Consider the following 17,632-nt stretch of genomic DNA (forward strand, 5'->3'; position numbering starts at 1 on the left):
GCTTTCCTTTTGAAGCTGGCAGGCCGGTTCTAGCCGCCGAATTGAGCGTCGAGTTCGCCGATGTCTTCGCTGATCCCCTCGTCCTCGTCGGGTGCGAAAATCTCGTTGGGGCGCGGAACTCGATACCTCGGCGGGACGGGGTTTTCGCCCTCTCCGGACCACGCGCCGCCAGTGAGATACAGTAAATCTTGGAGCTTTTCGTGGATGTGGGCGAGCATGTCGTCCGAATAAGCGCGGTCGAGGGGGCCGGATGCTTGTTCGTATGCTCGCCACTCCGCGAGTTCATGAGATGAGATGGTTTCGAGTAGTTCCTCGACCGTTCTCCCGAGCGCGAGAGCTAGTCGGAAATAGAATCCGCGTCGGGAGTCTCGTCGAAAGATTCGGTCAGCTCCTCGACATCCTCATCCGTCATTCCGTTCAGCCGCTGGGCCGCGTTGAATACACGCTGAAGTGCCGCGACGCTTTTGTTGCCGAGCATGTCGATCTCAGCGCGGGTTTTGAACATCCGCTCGCCGGATTCGTCGACCATGCACAGCCCGACCAGCCGGGCCCGGAAGTTGACGAAGTTCTCTTCACGCTTACCGCCGCGCGTACGGACGGTCGAGGACTCGAATTCGTCGCGCTCGCGGCCGGACAGGGTACGAACCAAGACCGAACCACCCCACTCGGGGACGTCGACTTCCTCGGTCTTGCGGTCTTCAGCGGCGAGAATCTGATCACGATTAAGCAGAGCCATTTTGCGGGGCCTTTCAAAACTGTTGCGGGGCTTGATAAAACGCGGGCATGGGGAATTAAGGGATGGGTGCAGGGGCCCGCAAAAAACCTGCACCCTCCCGTCTATGAGAGGTGTTGAGCCTCACGCTTTTGTTTCGCCAGCCGAGCCGATCTCTTCCGCTGCGCGGTCTCCGATGGCCTGCATCTTCGGCTCGAGTTCTTCGTCGACCTTGCTCGGCTCCATGACGTCGACCCACCAGGAGTATTTGCCGTCCTGGTGGTACCACTTCCAGTTCTTGCGCAGTTCGTCCTTTTTGGCGAACAACGGATGCCAGAAGCCGCCGTACGTGGTGTCGAAGCCGCGAGGGAGGTTTTCTTCGTTCTCTTCCGGCATCGACGTGATGATGTGCATGCCATCGCCGCCGTCTTCGGAGAACTTCTCGACCTGGATGCCTTCCGCGATCTCGCCGAGGATGTCCTTCTTCGCCTTCGATTCGCCGCGCTGGCCTTTGATCGACTTTTGGGCCTCGCGCTGGAGTTGCTTGGCCTCTTTTTCGATCTCGGCTTGGATCCACTTCGGGAAGTTGCGGTCGACTCGGCCGATAATGCGAGCGACGTCGCCGAACTTTTCGTAGCCTTCGAGCTTGACGTTGATCCGGGCGTCGTGTTCGGACATTAGGAAGTGGCGCGGGTGATGCCGGTGCGCTGGGTCGGGAACTTCACCTTGGTCGTCGAGAGGTCACCAACCTTGCCGGTCAACGGGGTGTACTCGAGCAGAATGCAGGTGCCGGTGAAGGACGGGTTGGTCGCCGAGACTGCGGATGCGACAGGCTTGACCACGACGGGGAACTCGGACTCGAGGTCGTACAGCGGGAACAGCGTCGCGTCGACTTCGGCGGCATTGAAATCCTGCTGAAAGTCGATGGTGAACTCGTCTTCCTTCAGGCCCGCCTGAGCTTCCTTTCCCCCACCCGCGAAATTGGTAGTATCGATTGACGCCTTCTTCAGGGCGATCTCGACGCTGGAAACGTGGTCGGAGAAGTCGACGCCATTGACGGTGATCGAGCAGTTCCGCAGGATAAACTTGTGAGCCATGGGTTATTTGCCCCTTCGGGTTCTAGGGGCAGACGGCCCCTTCTGGGCAGGTGTTTCTTCTGCCTCTGGAGTGGTTTCTGTGAATGGCACCGGAGGACCGGCTTCGGGGTTCAGACCGAGAAAATCAGGCTCCGAATAGTCGGCCGGAAATTCGCCGGGGGTTTCGAACGGGATTTCCATGATGTGACCCGCGAGAATCAATGCGTCGGCCTGATCTCTGGTGACTTCCAGTTCGACCGTCTCGCCCGTACATTTCCCCGCGACCGTGTGCGGACCGACCACCCGGAAAAGCCGTTTCGCCAGTCCTTGATCGCGGTTGGCGCGACGGATTTCCTCCCACCTCTGCGCATGAGGGCTAACCAACCTGGACCACCGCCACAGTGACACTTGTCGCTGCATCGAGCGCCAGATGGGCAATGCCGGTGCCGTCGTCGTACGCCTTGCGCAGCGGAACCCACACCTCGCCGGTAGTCGCGGCAATGGTGACCGTCTTCTGCGGAAGCGCCACGCCGTACGTAGTTGTTCCGGCGACGGTAATGGTCAGGGTGTGTGTGCTGGTATCAGCATTCTTATAAACGACGAATGTGTTGGTGCCGTTGCCGATCGCGGTTGTATCGGCGGTTGTCGCAGCGGAAAAGGTGGGCTTGGTGCCAGCGTCGGAAAGCAGCTGAATAGTAAGAGCAGCCATTTGTCGGCTCGCCTTTCAGAAAAGAAGAATTCAGGAGTGCACGGTGATCATCAACACGGCACCGATGTGATTGATGGCTGCCGAAGAAAACGAGCCGCCATAGTCCTTCATCCCGTAGCAGTGCGCGAACACCGAGTCGTCCAGCCCGAGATTGGGGGTGTCTTCGATCGCCTGAGGGATGCTTGTCGAGCCTTTGCCGGTGATGTATCCATCGAGCTTCTGGTATGCATAGAAAGGCTCGGTGCGACTGACCATGATGTAGCAGTAGAAATGCCAGACGTGGTCACCGCCCTGCATAGCGCCATCAAAGTCGGCGAATCGGGGCTCGAGGATCGCGCAGGGAACTTCGGTCATTTCCTCGACCGACCTGTAGACGATCAGTCCGGGAATCGAGTTGCGGATCGTGGTCGTCATCGCGGTCCGGATCTGGGTGAGGGAATATGTCATTCCGGTCACCCGACCATTGGATGATCAGCGCAGTACGGATCGAGCATTTCGGCCGCCTGCGGCATATCGTGAACGCGCACCGTGGGCAAACCTCGACCACCGCTGAGCTGCGTACCTGATACGCCGAGCGGTGCGGTGCCCATTTTGTAGTTCTGCGCGGCCACGGCCAGGCATGCTTGTTTGACAGCGTCGGGAACCGCAGCCCAACCCCAATGCGCGGTTATTTCGAGCCGGGAGATATCCCACAAATAGCGCCAGAACGGCAGAACCATGCGTCGATACGGCCACCCGGCCACGCCATTGACGACGCCATTGAACGGCTCGAGTTCGTAATCGGTGTTCACATTGAACGTCGTCAGCGCCGTCGAGGTGATCGTGCGGTGCTGAATGACCAGGTCGGCGGTGGTGTACAAGTCGTCGATCAGTACCAACCGCACCGCCGAAGGCCGGAACACTCGCGTAGTCGCAGGCTGTCGGACGCCATTGACGTCGTAGTCATTGTTGAACTGCCTGGCGCAATAATTCTCGATCTCGCGGCTTGCGGCATTGATCGCGGCCGTCAACGACGTATCGAAGTTGGTTTCGGTCGGATCGAGATGCATATACGCTTTGATGTCGGCCAGGGTGCAGTAGTTGTCGCCGTACATGTCACGCCATCTCTCGGGTTATTCGGCAGCCTTCGGGGGGCGACCCGGGCGCTTGACCGGCGCGGGCTTTTCAGCCGGGGCTTCGAGGGCGTCGTTGACCACAACCCGTCCGTTGTCCATGCGCTCAGGCTCGAGAACGTCATCCGGTTTGAATAGCGACATCCGGCCGTCGAGGATCTTGTGCCCTTCGCGGACGCGGGTGCCGACAGCACAGAACTGGTGATCGCCGTTGTCGTCGTGGTACCAGAAACTGGTCTTGGCGAGGTAGATTTCGCCTGCCATATCAATCCTTTCGAAATAAACGAGGTCAATTCCGCAACGATTTAAAGCCTCCGTATGCGGAATTCGTTACCGGCTTCATCGACCTCGTTTAAATCAATCGATTACGCCTGGCCCTGAAGGACCTTGAAAGCGTTCGGAACCAGAACGACCGAGTTGTTCATCCAGATCGCATAAATACCGCGCTGGCCGGTCGGACGCTGGTTCGAACCGAATACCTGGGGGATCAGCTCGACACTCATGCCGATACGGTCCACAATCAGGAACTGCTGGAAATCACCAAAGATCAGGAACAGGTCGCCGGTAGCGTGGGTCGACGCCATGACCGAGGACTCCAGAGCTGGGTAACCCAGCAGCTCCGAAGGCATTCCCGCGCCAATGCGCTGCCACAGCTGAGCGCCACCGTACTGATCGAACTGGCGAATCTTATTGTAATTCGCGCGGTGAGCGATAAACTTGGCGTTCGCATTACGCCAGCGCGGATCGAGGCTTTCCTCGAGGTGGTAAACATCAGCGGCAGTGAATGCCTGACCCGGAGTCGCGGCCACGTAGGAACCGCCCGGCAGAGTGCCGATGACGCCGCCCGCGTTGGTGCCGGTGCCATCCCCCAGCATGAACGAGTTCGCCTCTTCGCGACCCTTGGCGTCAACCAGAGCGCGGGTGATCTCGGAACGCACCTGCGACCAAGACTCAGCCAATTCGTACGAGAACGGAATGAAGCCAGCGACACGGTTGGTCTTCACGGTCGGCTGGGTCAGGGAGAAGCTGTTGTCCGACGCTTCCGACGCCTCAGCAGAACGGGTGACGCTGGTGCCCGCAGACACGACGCCCATCCATTCCTTGCCGACGATCTGCTCGACGCGGGAAACGCTCCGCAGCGGATCGATGACGCCAGCACTCGTAAGGATTACAGTAGGATCGAGTTCGAACGGCACAGCATACCCGCCGCTACCGTCAGTTCCCAAAGACAGAGCACGATATTCCTCGCCGGACAGCATCTGCGGCGTACCCGCAGCAACCGTCTTCGACCAGGCGCGCTCATACAAGCTCGAGCCGGTCCGCAGCATCCGATGAGCCAGGGTGGCGTTCTCGTCGTCGACGGTGTCCAGCAGCGCCTGTGCGCTCGTCTGAGCGTCCTCCTTGGCAACCATGCGGGTGTAGTTGGCGCGCTCGATTGCACGGGCGGCGTTGTCCCGGACCAGCTGCAGGTAGTCGTCCTCGTTGTGCGACGCCTGGCGGATCTCGTTCAGGTCGTAGATGTTCTCCGGCTTGCGGCTACCGGTCGGAGCAGACGAGAACGAACGCTCGGTGCGGCCCTCCCGCTCGCCCTCGGCCAGCTCGTCCATCCGCTTCAGAATCGCGGCGATACGAGCCTCCACCTTCGGCCGCTCATCGCGGAGTTCGGTGTTCTCGGTCTCGACGTCGGCAGGCAGCTCAGCGTCACGGAATTCGACATTGATCTCGGCAACGCGGGCATCGATCTCCGCCAGGCGCTGCCGCAACTCGGTAAGAGTCACAGGGGTTTTCCTCTTTACGGGAGCCTCATCGGCTCGGGTTTCTTTCTTTTCGGACTCCCGTGCGCGCAAGGTGCCTTCATCGGCGGCGTTGTCGTCTTCGGGGTTAATGGCGTCGGTCAGGGTGTCGCGTTGTTCGACGGCGCTGTCCTCAGCGGATTTGGATTCGATGTCAGCGCCGAACTTCTTCGCTGCGGCCCTGATCTTCGATTTGATTGCCTGCAATTCATCGGGGCTGTAGCCCTTCTGGTTTTTCGGCATGTTTATGTACGACCACGCGGCCCTGACGTGAGCCTTCGTGTCGATCGGGTATTTGCCGTTCTTCGGATCTGCGTAAGCGACGTCGCCGTAAGGCTTTTTGTCATCGCTGGCGCGGCCGTCCGGCATAGTCGGGGAATGCGTCATACAGACGCCGTTGGAAAAGGAATGCTCTACGCCGTCTTCATCGACATACGTATCGACCTCGGCGTCGACATCCTTTGTGTCGTCATCGCCATCGGTGTCGCCGTCGAGTGCGGTTTCCGGCGGATCGGTCGGGCCGTCGCGGAGTTCTTTCGCCGTCTCGATCGCCTTGTCGACATCCGCCATATGAATGTGGATCTCGGTCTTCGGAGGTTCGCTGCGGACGGTTTCATCGGCCTTCGGAGCGGCTTCCAGCTCGGCCATCGTTCGGCGGTATTCATCGACAATCGCCTGGCGCTGTTCGTCGGTGATCTCGTCCATCGAACGGACGCCAACCGAAGTGCCTTCGTAAGCCGGATAAATCACAGGCCCGGCTTCCATCAGCTTGACCTCGCGGATAGTCCGCTGCAATGGGCCGCGATCTCCGGCATCCCACAGGAGCCTGTTCAGCTCATTGCCGCCAACGCTCCGCCCCTGAGAGTCGGACCAGTCCTGGCGAGTGACAGTGAAAGTGAACGACATTCCGCTGATGGCCTGCGCTTCAATGGCCTGGCGGATCGGCTCGACGAGGTCGTTTTCAAAAAGCCGTGCCTCTACATACAAGCCGTGGTCGTCTTCGCGCATCTCGGTGAAGACGCCGATCGGGACGCCACCAGTGCGGGAATCACGGCCGTGCGCGAACTGGCAAATAGGAAGCTTGCCCTCTTGGAGGGTCTTTTTGAAGCAGCCAGGAGCCAAGCGCTCGGTAAACGCGCCTTCGAAACTATTGATTTGCGTGTCTTGTCCAAAAACAGCCGCGTAGCCGCACAACGTTCTCTTATCACTGGGAGCATCACCGGTTGCGGCTAGCGTGAAATCGACGTCGCGAGTTATGATTCTATTGGCTGGAGGCATCTATCTAGCTCCTCGATAAACTCCTCAGCAGTCTTCGCATTCTTCCGAAGGTTGCACTGCTGGCAGGAACGAACGAGGTTCCACCAATGATCGGTGCCGCCTCGAGATAATGGATTCATGTGATCGACATGCATCGACTCAGCGGATTTCCCGCAGTAATAGCAGGGGTCGTTGGCTATACGTTTGCGCCATTCAACCGAGTCGATCTTGTCTTGGGCCGTCATGCCGACTGCGCCTTGGTGACGCCTTCTGGCGCTGTGGGCGCGGAAATATTCAGGATGGCCGTCTCGCCACTCTTTGTTCATGGCGAGGATGTGCTCTTTATTCGCTAGGTAACGATCCCGGAAGTAGCCAGGATTGGCCTCGCACCAGTTCTTGAATCGCTCCTGCGAGGCTTCTTTGTTGCGCCAGTAGTAGTCACGCATGTCCGCCAGGTTCTTGTCGCGGTTCTCGTAATATCGGGCGCGCTTATTGGCTAGCAGCTTTTCGCGATTTTCCGCTTCGTAAGCTTTTCTGTAGTGCGGTCTGCACTTCTTTTTGCAATAGACTGGATCGTTGCAATTTTCGATCTCGCAAACAGGCTTACTCAAGGGCTTTAGTCCTTATTGCTGCTTTGATTGCCCTTGCTGCGGGCTTTTCTTTGCGGGCTTTACGGGCTTGACCGGTTCTGGACCGTCTGCTTTGTTCGGGTCCGCAGCCAATTGCTGATCGCGAGGAGGCAGCGTTTCGGTCGGGGCGTCGCCGGAGTAGTCGGTCATATGGCCGAGGCCGGGAGCCATCAACTGGACCGAGAAAAGGCCGCTGTGCTCGAGCAGAGTCCAGTCCTTTTCGATCAGCGCCTTCACGACCGACTCTGGCGTGTAGCCTTCTTGGACGAGCCGCGCGATAGTCATTGCCTCTGTCTGCTGCAGCTGAGCGACGATTTCGCGGTCCTCTTGCAAGAACGAGATATCGCGGTCGTCGTACCAGAGGCGGCAGTTCGCAGGGACGGTGATCAGCGGCGCGTACGCGGCACACAAATCACGCCACAGCGGCCGGATCGTGCCGTTCGCGAACTGATCAGCGGCTGCCTGGTAGTTGCCCTCATTGAGAGCGGAACCGCGCATGCCTTCCGTCAGGCCGACAACGGTCGGAGGAACCCGCGCGGCGGCGGCGATGCGCAATTCGGCGATGGAAGTCAGCTTCGAGAAGTCGATTTCCTGGATTTTCGACCCGAGCGGGGAAACCGTAGCGCCGCCACCGAGATACAGCGTCTCGCCAGCGTGTGACAAACCGTGCTTGGATTGGTTCATCATCGTCATGAACTCGTGGAATTGCTCGGAGGTCACGGTCGGATCGAACGACACCAGCAAATTCGGCTGCGCGGAGTTGTTGAAGTAGTTGACTTTGTAGGTCGATGCGGCTTCATCGGAGATGACTTCTTTGATGATCGGAGTCATCCACGACATGCCGCGATACTGCGCGAGAGGATCCGGAATGGGAGCCCAGTGCGCGACAATGCCGTTCGAGCCGTCAGCGGGGAACAATTCCCACTTCGTTTTGTCGTCAGTATTGCCGGGCTTGTAGATGTACCCCTGGATATCGGAGTGAAGCGCTTCCTCGGGGTTCTTCGTCAGAACGATCGACACCCAATCCGGGCGCAACCTGCGCAATCGAGGACCGTCAGGGCCGTCTTCGCGCAGCACGTAATGGTTGCCGCAGAGGTCGACATCTTGTATCGCGTGCGCGAGGAGCTGAGAAGTGGTGCCGTTGGGCCATGGTGTGCGCAGCAGCCTGATCGACCGTTCGTTTTCGTCGGTGAAGTCTCCGGGGCGGCCTTTGCTCATTTTCTGGAACGCGAACCGGACTTCGGTGAAAACCATTTGCCGGGCGAGGCAGCACGCGAACACGACGCCGCTGGACTTGTATCCGGCGTTGACGTACCCGGCGAAGTCGTTGGGGATTGTTTCGTGGCGCTTATTACTGGAGGCATCGTAGGTTACGAACGGAAAAGCACCGCCGAAGCCGCCTGCGATCGGATAGGCGCTGCCTTGGAAGGTGAAGTATTCGGCGAGGGCGTTTTGATCGACGACCGGGAAGCCTTGATCTCGCTTTTCCGGGCGGCGCAGGAGAGACCAGAGATTGGGCATTTCAGTCGTCCTTGACGTCGATCACCAGCGCGGCAGCGAGAACCAGCAGGCCGCACACGATGAGCGCGATAGGGCCCCATTCCAGATATGCGCCTGCGGTAGCCGATGCGATGCCGGAGAAAGCGGCGATTACGGCCACGAGGGGCTTTACATGCTTCACGTGGGGCCTTTCAACCGCGATAGAACCAGATATTCGCCGGTTTGGTGAAAATGTGCTTTTTGTAGCCGAAATAGGCGAGTGTCATCGCGGTCAGCGGGGTAATGTCGGCCGAGGATTCGATCTTGTCCCACGCCCACAGCTCTTGAAGTTTGCGGGTGTTCGCGTTCGCGACGGCGATATCGAGAGGAGCTTGGTCGATGTGCGTGAACTCGCCTTTTTCCTTGTTGCCCTTCAGCACGATCGAGTCTTTGAAGTCGCCGCAGCCTTGCGCGTATTCGCGGGTGGTGACGGTTTCGACTTTGACGCCGCGTGATTCGAGTTCGGGAATCAGTCGACCGGCCGGAGTAGCGGGATTCACGACAACGAAAGCCGGTTTGTTGGCCTTCCAGATGTCGACGACGCGCTCAACAGCCCATTTGATACCGGGGCGATAGTCGAAAAGCTTTTCTTCTTCGATGCCGGTGATTTCGCCGTGGATCTGCTTGTCTTCGTTCGCGCCTACGGCGGTGATGCACGTCCAGTCGGCGTCGGGCGAGGAGTCCAGAGCGAGGCAGAACTTCCCTTGCAGCTGCGACAGCGCGTTACGCCGGTCATCCCACGCGGTTTTCGAGATGACACGCCAGCCACCGTCCTCTGCGGGCCAATCACCTACGGACAGACGCTCTTTCGCGAAGCCGGCGGGCGACATCGCCTTCTTCTCGGTCTCGCGGATGTACTCCTCGGAGATCCGAATTCCCAAGGCGGGGTTGGCTTTCGCCCACGTGCGGGGGTCGTTGGCGTCGTCGTGGTCTTCGCAGTCCGGCGGGCAGTACGACGTGCACAGTTCGACGCTCCACTCCATCCAGCCGAAGCGGACTTCGCGGGCTTCCTTGGCGATCACCTTCATGGCGCGGTTGCGGGCCCGGCCGAAGTGCTCGGCTTCTGCGGTACCGGCGGACCCGGCGTAGATGATCTGGTGATTCGGCTGCGCGGATACCGTGGGCATGGAGGCTTCGATGACCGAGCTGTCGAGGTTTTTCATCGCCTCGTCGTAGACAACCAGCGGAGCCGAGAACCCGCGTCCCGTGCTGCCCGACCTCGCCTTGAAGATCAACTTCTGGCCGCTGCGGAGATAGATGCCTTCTTGGCCGTGACCGGCTTTGATCTGCAGGACTTCGCTGCGGAGGTCGGGGGTGTCCTCGATCAGTCGGCGGATGCGCTCGAAGTGCTTCTGCGACGTGTCGAATAGGTGCGCCGAGTGGATGATCTCCTTCTCGCCGAACAAAAACAGACCAGCCAGTTCGCGAGCTTCGAGGATTCCGCCTTTTCCGTTCTGTCTGGCTACCACAAGCCCGAATTCGGCTGCCGCCCACTGGTTTTCGTAGCGGCCGTTGACCTCGTCCCAGTACTCTTCGTCGCGGATCGCGAGCATGTTCTCCAGGACGAGGCACTGCCACGGATCGAGTTCCAGGCCAGCGACTCGCGCGAGATCAATCGCCTCGGAAGCGCGGCTGTCGACCGCCTTGTACTCTGGGGGCAGCCTTCGTGCCGAGTCCGGAATCGTGTGATGGCTCGGGTACTGGTCGCCGATCAGCGGCGCGGTTACGTATGGAGGCAAGACTGATTACCCCCTTGGCAGCTTCCGCTTCTAGATCTTGTTCGGCCGGAAGGGCTGCAAGATCCTCGATGATCTTCTGTAGGCGCAGGACAAGCGCGGCGGTGTCTCCGGTGCGGAGCTGGCTCATCGCGCATTTGCTGCAGCGGTTGCCTTCGAGTTCGTGAGCGACGTAGTCCCGCAACGCAATCAAGCTCCGGCGGGTGTCACCGGATTCGACCTCGGTGGTGAGCGATTTCTGATCGATGAATTCTTCGGTCATTCGGGCCTGATCGAATCTGTGAGAACTTCCGGCCGGATTTTGCGAGTCCGGATCTCCGGAAGAATGGGATACGTGCGCGGGTCGGCTGGCACGAGGTGAATTCGGCTGCCGACGACCTTGCCGTTGATCAGCGGCCACGTCGGTTCGATATTGCCGCCTTCATCCGCCGCGTGGACGATGATGGTTGCGGCGTCGGCACCATGGCCGGTTTCTGCGGCGAATTCGGTGACGGTCGCTATCGCAGATTCGGTGCCTGAGCCGGTATCGCTGCCGGAGGCAATGTTGATCGCTTTGCCGGAGTCGACGCCGGAACCGGTATCCGCAGTTGCCGTCACAGTGACGTTAGCGGTGTCGACTCCAGAGCCGGTGTCCGCTGTTGTATCGGTGATGTTCGCGGTGTCCGCGCCGGAGCCGGTGTCCGCGTCGGTCGTCGTGATGCCGGAAGCCGAGTCCGCACCCGAGCCGGTATCGCTGCCCGCAACAACGTTGGTTGCTATCGCGGTATCCGCGCCGGAGCCGGTGTCACTGACGATGAACGTGACCGCCGAGACGACTGCGGAGTCAGCGCCCGAGCCGGAATCCGAAGCGGAAACAACTACTGGGCCGGAACTGGCTTTCGGTTTGTTGATGTAGTTCCGGACTGGGAATGTGCGGCCTATCCGGGCCATGGGTTACCTCCAGGCCGAACGACCACCTAATTCGCAAACTGCGGTGTGATGTAGCTCACTCTTCCCATATGCAATAGCAAGTCACATTGATCGCGGTGCTCGCGGTGGGAGTTGCGCGGATTCGAAGAACGTTGCCTGCGGGGATTTCCCATTCGCGACCGAGCGGCCACAGTCGGCTGTAATACAAGCCGTTCTCGTAGTGGTAGTCGAAAAGCCTGGTCGAGGTGATGGATCCTTCAGCGGAGGCGTTGTAACCGGTCGCCGAGGTGCCGAGGGTGACGCTGCTGGATACGCCGGTCGGGACATTGACTTTATGAATTCCGGCGGCGACATGCGCGGTAACGGTCGCGGCGACAGAGCCGGTTTCGATCAGCTCCATGCGGCAGTTGTTGGCCGGAGCAGTATCGAAGGTGTATCCCCACTCGAGGACGCGAATCGGATTGCCCGTGCCGGTCTGAATCTGAAGCAAAGTCTTGACGGTGCCGGAAGTGGCGGAGGTGGCGTTGGTGGCAACCGGAGACGTCAGAGCGCCCGTCGCATTGTTCCACGCTGCAAAACAGGCTGCTGGCACGAAAGTCTCCTAATACAGATTCGACCGCGTGACCGAAGTACTGAGTCGGTTATCTTGATGAATGATGGTCGGGCTGGGAATAGCGACTGTGAGCGCTGTATAGGTGCCCGCGAAGGTGACGCCGGTCCATGCTCCGGGAGTCTGACTGGATGCGATGGCGTTGAGTTCGGCGCTGGCAATGAATGCGTCGGTCGTGACGCCAGAAGTGCCCGTGTTAGCCGATTGGTAATTGCTCCAGCCACTGGGAGCGCCGGTCGGGTCGTAGAAGGTCGGCCGCGTTCCGGCATCGATGATCAACCACTGATAGCTGATATTGCCGAGGGGTGGCGTAAGAGCTGGAGAGGTGGGCGATGTCGAGCTGCCGGTTGCCGATGCGACCGCGATTCCGCCGCCGGGCCATGCACCGGTCAATCGTAGGGACGCCCAGGCCGCCTGCACCGACGCGCTCGAGGTGACCGTCAACGAGCTGACCGGGCCCTGCTCTCCGGTGAAGAGGGTGATGTAGATGCCGCTGGCCGCGCCCCAGGTACCTGCGATGCTCCAGCCCGCCGAGGACGTGGAAAGTGTTGCGGCCGATGGGGTTGTCACGAAGACGAGATAGAGGTCACCGGTATTGGCGCTGGTGTTGGGGAGCGTGACGGAGTACGAAGTTCCTGCGCTCGAGGTGTTTCCGGTACTGCGCTGGGCGACGGCGATTGTCACTGCATCACCACCCGAGGACGATCGTTAGCTTTGCTAAACACCAGACTTGCCCGCGCGGTGGTTGTGGATTACACCGGGAGAGAAGGGAAGTGGAGGGAGCGCAGGGGTACCCCGGTACTGCGAAGCACGGATACACCCTTGACGCGATTACACCGGTCGCTTCGGTCGCTACGGTCGCTTGGTATGTACGCAGGCGCGGGGATTATTCGGCCTGCCGGGACTGGGATACTGCACAGAGTCCGGCCACCGGCGCAGAGCACGGGGAACCCGGATGCCGCCAGATGATCCGCCCAGCTGCCGCCAGGTCGCTCCGAGTCCGCCTTTACGCGCAACTCTGTGTCATCGGATGGTTGCAGCAGCCCCTCTGACGGGCGACGACTGCGCGGGCAAGGCGCATCACCCGCGACGGTGCCTACGGGCGCAACGGCCAAGGGGTGAGTGGCTGATCAGCCAGAATCGTGAGGTAGGATGTGGTCCTACGGCGCGGATCTGCTATACCCAGGTTCTCGCCCAGGCCCCGGTTGATGCTGTGAACATCTTCCGGGGCTGACTTGTATCTGGGACAGTAGCACAGCGATCTCGAGGTGCACGTGAACCCGGCGGCCTCGCGATTGAGGTTCGTCCGCCCTACCGTGTATCATGGTGTGCGCGGGACGCATTAGCGTCTCTGAAGTGAACCCGGCAGCCATCCGGACGGTTGGTGAGCCGGGTTTCGCGCATCTAGGACAGGGTAAGTGTCGCAGCGAGCGACCAGATAGCCCCACTGGATTTCGTTCCGAGGCTTTGGATCTTGTGATTCAGCAATACCGGCGAGGTGCCGACAGAGGCGAGAGTCGTTCCAGCGGTGATAGTTCCGGACGCGACCGCCCAGCCCCATTCCTGCCAGGCGAAGTTCGCATTGCCCGACTGGTACGTACACGTGATATTGATCGTGCCGTTGGACTGCGTCGGAGAACCTGAGTCGGCTTGCTGGTAATACGCATTCGCCGTACCGTCCGCGCCGAGCGCAGTATCACCAATCACCGCAGTGGTCGTGGAGTTACCAACGCCGACAACCGCATCCGCGTGAGCCAGTGGGGTTCCGCCGCCACCGATGATCAGATTGGTGATTCGGTTAAGGCCGACCGTGGTCAACAGGTTGCCGGGAACGTCGACAATGTCGTCCGGGACCAGCAGCCCGATAGATTCCAGATGCCGGAGGTGATATCCGGTGGGCTCGTGCCCGAACTGGTTTGTCAGTCGCTCGACGGTCTCAGGCTCGTACTTGATGACCTTCGCCGTCATATTCCATTTGATGCCGTCGCCAGCCATGATGGACGTCCTCTATGAAGTTCTTGAATGCAGGCATTAGTACGTCTGCATGAGTGATCACTGGTTTTCGATGATGATCCGAATGGATCTGGCCCTCGTCCGGCCGCCGACAGTCACGATGGTGTTGGTGACCGTGTAATAGTTCGGGATGCTGCCGCCGGAGACCCAGACGACGCAAAAAGTAGGGTTCGGCGGCGATGCGCTCAGGCCGAGGTCGCTGGGCGAGGATGTGACAGCCATTGTCGACGACGCGATCGTGTCATTGATAGGCGCGAGCCACTGCGACCAGTCGAACAGGTAATCCAGGACGTCGCCGGGGTTTTTCCTAAATTCGTCGGCTATCGGACTCACCCCTGGCGTTTTCAGGTCAAATCAGCCCCATTTGCGGGAAATATTGACGTTTTGTTCGTAGTGTCCGCCGCGCTTTTCATTGCAGTCGCGATGCGCTGGTCGAATATTGGATGGGTCGTAGATGCGATGTGGCGCGAGATGGCGCGGCTGCACATGATCGGCGGTCCAGCCCCACTTGGCAGTTCCAGGCAGCGACAGATCTATCTCCGCGCCGCAGATGTGACACACCGGAGCCAGAGTCGCTTTCAGGCGTCTACACAGATTTTTCCACTCGGCGGTCTTCAGCTCCGGTGCGGACATTCAGATCAGATCCAACCCTGCGCGAACGCGTAATCGACGATGTTCTCGACGAGAGTCCAAGCGCCATGCAGAGCGCCCAAAAGATAAACCACGGTAGTCACCTCCATTTCCGTTACTGAAAAACCACTCCGGATGCGGTGGTCGAATAATCGGCTGCCGAAAAGTCGTAGTCGGTGTGCGCACCGAGGAAGTAACCAATCGGGCCAGCGACGGCGTTGCAGACACCATCGGCCGCGTGACACACCTCGAGGACCGGCACCGAACCGAAGTCGGCGTCAGCGCCGGAGTAGTCGGGGTACGGCAGCCACTCCATCGGCGCGACAGCCATGAAGCCGGGTCCGCCGGGGCCAGCGACGCGCTTCGGATCCGCGAGGAGGACAGCGTTGAGATTGGAGGCCGATTTGTGCTCGCTGACCCAGACGTGGACGACCGCAGCGCCGCCGGAGTGACCCAGGAGCAGGATGTGGTCGGCCGGGCACTGAGCGCGGTGATCGTCGACAAGCCGGTTCAGCTCGTGCACGCCAGCCGGGAGATCGATCGAGTTGTAGCCGACGCGCTGATCGACCTGCAGATAGTCGGAGTCCTCAGCCGTGAATGCCAGCGGCCAGCCGAAGTTGACCCGAAGGCCGCCGACTCCGATCGACCACACGCCGGTACAGACATCGGCATACGCGGGAGCGGGGATGAAAGGAAGAATGCCGCCGATCGCCAAAACCGCAGCGAAGAACAGGCTCAGACATTTGCGGACCACGGGCGGCAGCTCTCTCGGAATGGAGTAAGAGAAAGCCCCTCGCGCTGAATCAGCTCAGCCGCCACACCACCAAATCAATAACTGCGGGGCGATATCGAGCGCGAGGGGCATGGTCACCCGGAGTGGAGAAGGCAGCCTTCAGATCGGCGCAACTCAACGGGTGGCACAAAAAATGCCCCGGCGATTTGCCTGACCTTTTCGGGCCGGTAGGGATCGTTCCGGGGCTTTGCATTGAATTCGGCGGATGTGGGCATTGAACCGCCTAACGCAAGTTTACCACGACGTGTCAGGTATTCGCATTCAGGTCTATTTCCAAAGCCATTTCCGGCGACATTTACGCGGCGGCTCGAGCGAGAAGGCGGCGGTCCAGGCGCTGGGATGGCGAGGCCGAGGACGTCGAATTTGCGCTGATCATGATATTCGTGTACAAGCGGCTCCTGTTCACGGCGAGCGTGGGGATGGCCGGTTTTGCCGTCACTCTAGTTACCACACGGCTATCCACTTTTTGAACGGCTGCGTGATATCGCTTCGCCCCGAAATTAGATACCCCAGGGGGGTACACGGAATTCCTGCTCGAAATTCGGGGAAAAATCGTTCTGGCCTGGTCCTCGGAAAGTCATAACCGCAGGTCAGGGCATTTTTTCACTAGAGAGAGAAGCGGCTCGGGGGCCGTCCCGTATACCCTCCCCGCCGCCTGGTCGCACCCCCTCCCCCCTATGCCTGGCGTCTCACATTGTGGGATGGGGTCTCGGATGCTGGGATCGCTGGCTACCGACGGGCATCTAGGGGACCTGGAAGCGGGGGCCCTGCCCGAGATCGGCTGTAGGGACTCGAGCCGATCTTGGTAGGGCCCGGCCTATCGGCGTGTCGCGGCGTGTCGTAGTGAGGTATCTCTCATTGACAGGTGGGGATGCATGCTGTATTCACGCGCGGTTCCTATCCATCTCCGGACTGCCACGCTGGCACCGAAAACATACTCTGACCTGCGGTTATGCCATGCGTAGCCGTGGGGCGGTGCCTCTGACCTGCGCATTTGCACGTGGACACATTGCGTGTACCTTGGACACCAACGGACACCCAACGCACCACTGTGAGGATTGAGTCATGACTACCAACACCAATGCCAACGCCAACACCAATGCCAATGCCGATGCCGATGCCGATGCCGATGCCGATGCTGTGCGTACTGCCTTGCTGGCGAGCGACACCGGCATCACCGTAAGTGACCTTGTCGCCGCTACGGGCGGAACTACGGCCACCGTGCGCAAGGTGCTGGCTGGCCTCGAGTCGGACGGGCTGGCACAGCGTGAGCGCGTCGGGCGTAGCGACCGCTGGTCTGCCGTTGCCGAGTCTGCCGAGGTTGTGACCGAACGGGGCATGACTCATGCCGGACTGGACGTGGCGGGTACCGGTATCCGTCTGGTGGAAGACACGCCGGGCGTGTGGATTGCTCTTAAGGGTGGCAACGCACATCGGCCGGGGCTTGCCGCGCGTGTCGGTACTGTCATGGTGATCAGCGAGGGCAAGTTGCTCGCGATCGGCGAAGGCATGCAAACTGAATACGTCGAATCGCTCGAGGCGGGGGGTCGGTTCATCGCTGGCACGGTCAAGGTGCGCAAGTCGACTAAATCCGCGCTGGCACAAGTGAAGCTCGATATCAAGGACAGCGCTCGCGCCCGTAACACCTTGCTCGCGCGCAAGAACGGACTCAACAAAGCCGCGTACGCGACCCTTGCCGCGCGTATCGAGACTCTTTCCGAGCGCGTGACGGTTGCGAGCGACAAGCATGCAGAGAAGGGCTTGCGTGCCACCGACGCGCGTCTGTTCACGGCTGGTCAGTCTCTCGAGGAGTCTCAGGCGCGCCAGACGCTCGCTGTTAATCAGTTGGCAGAGGTGAACCGTCGGTTGCGCCTCGAAATCGACAACCTCCGTGCATTGCGCGACAAGGCGCTCGGTATGGGCGTTCCGCAGTCCGAGGTTGACCAGCTGGTCGCGTCCGTGAAGCGCTCGGGTGATCCCGTAGCGGAAGCTGCGCAGATTGCCGAGATGTTCGCTGGTCCCGAACCTGCCGAGTGAATGCCTCGAGCCTAGCGGGCCCAACGTCACAGTGACGCAATCACCCGCTAGGTTCACATAGGCTTACCGCGTAATCG

General features: G+C 60.1%; 22 protein-coding genes. 2 read left to right on the forward strand and 20 right to left on the reverse strand.

Features of this window, described 5'->3' with window-relative positions:
* Positions 1-29: 29 nt before the first annotated feature.
* The 14 genes from ON40_RS53415 to ON40_RS54010 all read right to left on the reverse strand — a co-directional run bounded on the left by ON40_RS53415 (position 30) and on the right by ON40_RS54010 (position 11,160).
* Positions 30-218, reverse strand: coding sequence for a hypothetical protein (locus tag ON40_RS53415; protein WP_051193887.1), 189 nt, complete (start codon positions 216-218; stop codon positions 30-32).
* 119 nt (positions 219-337) lie between these two features.
* Positions 338-829: a hypothetical protein gene (locus ON40_RS32910; RefSeq protein ID WP_218008896.1), complete on the reverse strand. Its 492-nt coding sequence runs from the start codon at positions 827-829 to the stop codon at positions 338-340.
* Positions 830-856: 27 nt separating this feature from the next.
* Positions 857-1,390: a hypothetical protein gene (locus ON40_RS32915; RefSeq protein ID WP_040829028.1), complete on the reverse strand. Its 534-nt coding sequence runs from the start codon at positions 1,388-1,390 to the stop codon at positions 857-859.
* Positions 1,390-1,809, reverse strand: coding sequence for a hypothetical protein (locus ON40_RS32920; protein WP_040829029.1), 420 nt, complete (start codon positions 1,807-1,809; stop codon positions 1,390-1,392). The genes ON40_RS32915 and ON40_RS32920 overlap by 1 nt, the downstream gene beginning before the upstream one ends.
* 355 nt (positions 1,810-2,164) lie before the next feature.
* Entirely contained in the window at positions 2,165-2,497 is a 333-nt protein-coding gene (locus tag ON40_RS32925; RefSeq protein ID WP_040829030.1) for a hypothetical protein, read from the reverse strand.
* A 30-nt stretch (positions 2,498-2,527) separates the two neighbouring features.
* Positions 2,528-2,953 carry a hypothetical protein gene (locus tag ON40_RS32930; RefSeq protein WP_051193889.1) on the reverse strand — a complete coding sequence of 142 codons (426 nt, stop codon included), beginning with the start codon at positions 2,951-2,953 and terminating at the stop codon, positions 2,528-2,530.
* Entirely contained in the window at positions 2,950-3,591 is a 642-nt protein-coding gene (locus ON40_RS32935; RefSeq protein ID WP_040829031.1) for a head-tail connector protein, read from the reverse strand. Before ON40_RS32935 ends, ON40_RS32930 begins: the two co-directional genes overlap by 4 nt.
* An 18-nt stretch (positions 3,592-3,609) precedes the next feature.
* On the reverse strand, positions 3,610-3,873 hold the full coding sequence (locus tag ON40_RS32940; protein ID WP_040829032.1) for a hypothetical protein: 264 nt from the start codon (positions 3,871-3,873) through the stop codon (positions 3,610-3,612).
* Between the two features lie 101 nt (positions 3,874-3,974).
* Positions 3,975-6,680 carry a phage major capsid protein gene (locus ON40_RS32945; RefSeq protein WP_083896092.1) on the reverse strand — a complete coding sequence of 902 codons (2,706 nt, stop codon included), beginning with the start codon at positions 6,678-6,680 and terminating at the stop codon, positions 3,975-3,977.
* Positions 6,656-7,270 (reverse strand): HNH endonuclease, encoded by a 615-nt coding sequence (locus ON40_RS50305; protein WP_157186547.1) that lies wholly within the window; start codon positions 7,268-7,270, stop codon positions 6,656-6,658. Before ON40_RS50305 ends, ON40_RS32945 begins: the two co-directional genes overlap by 25 nt.
* A 12-nt stretch (positions 7,271-7,282) precedes the next feature.
* Positions 7,283-8,809: a phage portal protein gene (locus ON40_RS32955; protein WP_051193893.1), complete on the reverse strand. Its 1,527-nt coding sequence runs from the start codon at positions 8,807-8,809 to the stop codon at positions 7,283-7,285.
* A 1-nt stretch (position 8,810) separates the two neighbouring features.
* Positions 8,811-8,969, reverse strand: coding sequence for a hypothetical protein (locus ON40_RS52380; RefSeq protein WP_169541940.1), 159 nt, complete (start codon positions 8,967-8,969; stop codon positions 8,811-8,813).
* 10 nt (positions 8,970-8,979) lie between these two features.
* Positions 8,980-10,566, reverse strand: coding sequence for a terminase large subunit domain-containing protein (locus ON40_RS32960; RefSeq protein ID WP_218008897.1), 1,587 nt, complete (start codon positions 10,564-10,566; stop codon positions 8,980-8,982).
* A 255-nt stretch (positions 10,567-10,821) separates the two neighbouring features.
* Positions 10,822-11,160 (reverse strand): hypothetical protein, encoded by a 339-nt coding sequence (locus tag ON40_RS54010; protein ID WP_157186549.1) that lies wholly within the window; start codon positions 11,158-11,160, stop codon positions 10,822-10,824.
* 79 nt (positions 11,161-11,239) lie between these two features.
* Between ON40_RS54010 and ON40_RS54015 the strand changes: the two genes are divergently transcribed.
* Positions 11,240-11,458 carry a hypothetical protein gene (locus ON40_RS54015; protein WP_218008898.1) on the forward strand — a complete coding sequence of 73 codons (219 nt, stop codon included), beginning with the start codon at positions 11,240-11,242 and terminating at the stop codon, positions 11,456-11,458.
* 90 nt (positions 11,459-11,548) lie between these two features.
* On the opposite strand, the gene ON40_RS32975 is transcribed toward ON40_RS54015, so the two are convergent.
* The 6 genes from ON40_RS32975 to ON40_RS33000 form a co-directional block, all read right to left on the reverse strand.
* The gene (locus tag ON40_RS32975; RefSeq protein ID WP_051193898.1) at positions 11,549-12,064 is read right to left on the reverse strand and encodes a hypothetical protein; all 516 of its coding nucleotides are present in this window, start codon (positions 12,062-12,064) and stop codon (positions 11,549-11,551) included.
* Positions 12,065-12,073: 9 nt separating this feature from the next.
* A complete protein-coding gene (locus ON40_RS32980; protein WP_040829038.1) occupies positions 12,074-12,766 on the reverse strand; it encodes a hypothetical protein in 693 nt (230 codons plus the stop codon).
* Positions 12,767-13,486: 720 nt separating this feature from the next.
* Positions 13,487-14,077, reverse strand: coding sequence for a hypothetical protein (locus ON40_RS32985; protein ID WP_040829039.1), 591 nt, complete (start codon positions 14,075-14,077; stop codon positions 13,487-13,489).
* Between the two features lie 57 nt (positions 14,078-14,134).
* Positions 14,135-14,428 carry a phage fiber-tail adaptor protein gene (locus ON40_RS52395; protein ID WP_040829040.1) on the reverse strand — a complete coding sequence of 98 codons (294 nt, stop codon included), beginning with the start codon at positions 14,426-14,428 and terminating at the stop codon, positions 14,135-14,137.
* A 21-nt stretch (positions 14,429-14,449) separates the two neighbouring features.
* Positions 14,450-14,728, reverse strand: coding sequence for an HNH endonuclease (locus tag ON40_RS50310; RefSeq protein WP_218008899.1), 279 nt, complete (start codon positions 14,726-14,728; stop codon positions 14,450-14,452).
* A 112-nt stretch (positions 14,729-14,840) separates the two neighbouring features.
* Positions 14,841-15,440, reverse strand: a complete 600-nt coding sequence (locus ON40_RS33000; protein ID WP_157186551.1) for a cutinase family protein — start codon at positions 15,438-15,440, stop codon at positions 14,841-14,843.
* A 1,143-nt stretch (positions 15,441-16,583) separates the two neighbouring features.
* Between ON40_RS33000 and ON40_RS51335 the strand changes: the two genes are divergently transcribed.
* Entirely contained in the window at positions 16,584-17,555 is a 972-nt protein-coding gene (locus ON40_RS51335) for a hypothetical protein (RefSeq protein WP_040829042.1), read from the forward strand.
* Positions 17,556-17,632 lie beyond the last annotated feature (77 nt).

Origin of the sequence: Nocardia jiangxiensis NBRC 101359 (assembly GCF_000308615.1) — a bacterium.
In the GTDB taxonomy this organism is placed as follows: domain Bacteria; phylum Actinomycetota; class Actinomycetes; order Mycobacteriales; family Mycobacteriaceae; genus Nocardia; species Nocardia jiangxiensis.

Bases quoted from the DNA above. Each gene is read 5' to 3' on its own strand.
- ON40_RS53415 (WP_051193887.1), bottom strand. From the start codon at position 218: ATGCTCGCCCACATCCACGAAAAGCTCCAAGATTTACTGTATCTCACT.
- ON40_RS32915 (WP_040829028.1), bottom strand. From the start codon at position 1,390: ATGTCCGAACACGACGCCCGGATCAACGTCAAGCTCGAAGGCTACGAA.
- ON40_RS32920 (WP_040829029.1), bottom strand. From the start codon at position 1,809: ATGGCTCACAAGTTTATCCTGCGGAACTGCTCGATCACCGTCAATGGC.
- ON40_RS32925 (WP_040829030.1), bottom strand. From the start codon at position 2,497: ATGGCTGCTCTTACTATTCAGCTGCTTTCCGACGCTGGCACCAAGCCC.
- ON40_RS32935 (WP_040829031.1), bottom strand. From the start codon at position 3,591: ATGTACGGCGACAACTACTGCACCCTGGCCGACATCAAAGCGTATATG.
- ON40_RS32940 (WP_040829032.1), bottom strand. From the start codon at position 3,873: ATGGCAGGCGAAATCTACCTCGCCAAGACCAGTTTCTGGTACCACGAC.
- ON40_RS32945 (WP_083896092.1), bottom strand. From the start codon at position 6,680: ATGCCTCCAGCCAATAGAATCATAACTCGCGACGTCGATTTCACGCTA.
- ON40_RS32955 (WP_051193893.1), bottom strand. From the start codon at position 8,809: ATGCCCAATCTCTGGTCTCTCCTGCGCCGCCCGGAAAAGCGAGATCAA.
- ON40_RS32985 (WP_040829039.1), bottom strand. From the start codon at position 14,077: ATGGCTGGCGACGGCATCAAATGGAATATGACGGCGAAGGTCATCAAG.
- ON40_RS50310 (WP_218008899.1), bottom strand. From the start codon at position 14,728: ATGTCCGCACCGGAGCTGAAGACCGCCGAGTGGAAAAATCTGTGTAGA.
- ON40_RS51335 (WP_040829042.1), top strand. From the start codon at position 16,584: ATGACTACCAACACCAATGCCAACGCCAACACCAATGCCAATGCCGAT.